2 protein-coding genes are annotated in these 1,669 nt (G+C 40.2%); both read right to left on the bottom strand.

Annotated elements, in window-relative coordinates:
- Positions 1-41: 41 nt before the first annotated feature.
- Positions 42-851 carry an IS3 family transposase gene (locus H5993_RS09110; protein ID WP_338033149.1) on the bottom strand — a complete coding sequence of 270 codons (810 nt, stop codon included), beginning with the start codon at positions 849-851 and terminating at the stop codon, positions 42-44.
- A 47-nt stretch (positions 852-898) separates the two neighbouring features.
- Positions 899-1,603, bottom strand: a complete 705-nt coding sequence (locus H5993_RS09105; protein ID WP_204777103.1) for a helix-turn-helix domain-containing protein — start codon at positions 1,601-1,603, stop codon at positions 899-901.
- Between the last annotated feature and the right edge of the window lie 66 nt (positions 1,604-1,669).

Genomic DNA, 1,669 nt, shown 5'->3' with positions numbered 1-1,669 from the left:
ACTATTGCCTGTCAAGTATACAGTTCAAACAGAAAAATTATTTATGCGGCTTGAGCACGGAATTTTTCCGCGGTCAAGCCGTTTTTTGATGCATAAGCTCGTTCTGTATTGAAATATTTAATTGCCTGCTGAACGGATTGTTCTAGCTCCGCCAAGGTTTTGGCACGAGCGTGCTTAGCCAACCAAACCAACTTGAAGTCATTCCACCAACGTTCTATTGGTGAATTTTCCCATGGATGACCGGGGTGAGACATGCTATGGATACAGTTTTGCTCGGCTAAGTAATCATTGAAAGCCATTGAGCAGTAAGCAGCGCCACGATCCGTATGGATCATTGGTTGTGCGCTTGGTTCTACTTTGAAGGCACGCTTAAAAGCTTCGATCGCTGATGCGGCCGTTTCTGTAGCTGAAATGTTGTAACTCAAAACATAGCGACCATATAAATCCATGACTACATGCACGCGTGCCTTCCTCACTTGCTCGCTACCATACAGGACTTCGGTTGTGTCAGTTACCCAAACCTCATTCTTACGCTGACGATCAAATTGTCCATCGAGTAAATTGCCATTGATATACTCTTCATGACGTTTAATCCGATTATGTTTCTTTTTACGGATATTTGCCTTAATCCCATGCTTTCGCATGCAGTTAGTAACTCGCTTTATGCCGGCCTTAAAACTCAATTTATTTTCAAAGGCTAGTTGCGTCGTCATTCCTAAATAACCTAAGGTCCACTTATGCTTTGCTTCCAATTCCAAAATCGCTTTAAGCAATTCTGCTTGTTCATCATCATAGGTATTTATTTTGCGATGCGTCCACTTGTAGTAAGCATCGCGAGTAATCCCTGCGATCTGGCTTAAAGTGCTGATTGGCCACCCGTACTCTTCATTGAGTTCTTTTATGATTTGTTGTTTGAAGAATTTTTCGCCTCCCGATTGCGTATTTCTATCAATTTTTTTGCGAAGGCGACCTCCATTTCATTCCGTTTCATTTCGGCCTTCAATAGCCGGTTCTCCGCTCTTAATTTATCAAGCTCTGTCCACTCTGCTTCGGGTTTAGCTTTACCCCGCCGATCACGAAGTGATTGCGGATCATTACCACTTTTGCGATATTTCTGATACCATCCATAAACCTGCTGGTAACTAACATGATATTTATTTGCGGCCCAATTGTAATTAACATCGTGCTTGATTAAGTCTTCAACGATCGATAATCGTTCTTCAAAAGTAGTTTTACGTCCTGGCATAATTGAATCTCGCTTTCTTGGCGTATAAGCCTTCAGTTTCAATTCATTATACTGGATGATCCAATTTGATAGTTGACTTTTTGACTTTAATCCGTGCTTAATTGCGAATAATTCAAGAGAATCGTCCGAGTTTCGATACTGTTCAACTAAAGACAATTTGAATTCTTTTGAATAACTACGATTACTGCGAATAGAGCGTAAGCCATCAATTCCTTGATATCGATACAAACGATACCAAGTCATGATCGTCCCTTCATCAAACCCATACTTTTTAGCTACTTTTCTGAAGCTAGAATGTACGGCCTCATTCAAAATATTTAGTTTTTGTTCTACACTACATTTTGGTTTTCTAGACATAAAAATACCCTCCAAGCATAAGATGAATTTTCTATTTCATCTGTATACTTAGAGGGCATTATAGCC

The organism is Limosilactobacillus alvi (genome assembly GCF_016900115.1).
Taxonomy (GTDB): domain Bacteria; phylum Bacillota; class Bacilli; order Lactobacillales; family Lactobacillaceae; genus Limosilactobacillus; species Limosilactobacillus alvi.
Note: the sequence above shows the minus strand (reverse complement) of the source record. Positions and strands in the feature narration are given on the sequence as shown.